Origin of the sequence: Chromobacterium alticapitis, from assembly GCF_002924365.1 — a bacterium.
GTDB classification, from domain to species: domain Bacteria; phylum Pseudomonadota; class Gammaproteobacteria; order Burkholderiales; family Chromobacteriaceae; genus Chromobacterium; species Chromobacterium alticapitis.
On sequence record NZ_PQWB01000171.1, the window covers coordinates 1 to 572 of the forward strand.

General features: G+C 51.9%; 2 tRNA genes and 1 rRNA gene. All 3 read right to left on the reverse strand.

The features are described from left to right. Positions 1–20: 20 nt before the first annotated feature. Positions 21–96, reverse strand: a tRNA-Ala gene (locus C2I19_RS20500). 118 nt (positions 97–214) lie between these two features. Further along, positions 215–291: transfer RNA gene (locus C2I19_RS20505), tRNA-Ile, on the reverse strand. A gap of 192 nt (positions 292–483) precedes the next feature. Next, positions 484–572, reverse strand: a 16S ribosomal RNA gene (locus tag C2I19_RS20510); the annotation flags it as partial.

Below are 572 nucleotides of genomic sequence, written 5' to 3' on the forward strand. Positions count from 1 at the left end.
ATTATGTTTGCACTGCAAACTGGTGGAGGATGACGGGATCGAACCGACGACCCCCTGCTTGCAAAGCAGGTGCTCTCCCAACTGAGCTAATCCCCCTCTAAATCCGAAATACCGCGTTGCTTAGTCGCTCGTGTACACTTGTACACGTCGCTCCCGCGCGCCTTGTCTTTCGGCTTTATATCCGGGTGCCAATTCAGAACACCCAGAATGTAACTGGTGGGTCTGGTAGGACTCGAACCTACGACCCCTGCGTTATCAACACAGTGCTCTAACCAGCTGAGCTACAAACCCAGTTGACTTATGAAGTTGTGGCATCCACAACCTCATTTTGATCAAAACCAAGCGAATCAAGGCGGAAGGCGACGACGTGTACATTCAGTACACGAGGAGCTTTCCAACGCAGAGTCGCGCCGGTTTTCATCAAAATGCCCTTAACACAAATAACCGATAGGCTGTAAGTACTTGGCAATCGCCTGTCTCTAGAAAGGAGGTGATCCAGCCGCAGGTTCCCCTACGGCTACCTTGTTACGACTTCACCCCAGTCATGAATCCCACCGTGGTAAGCGGCCTCC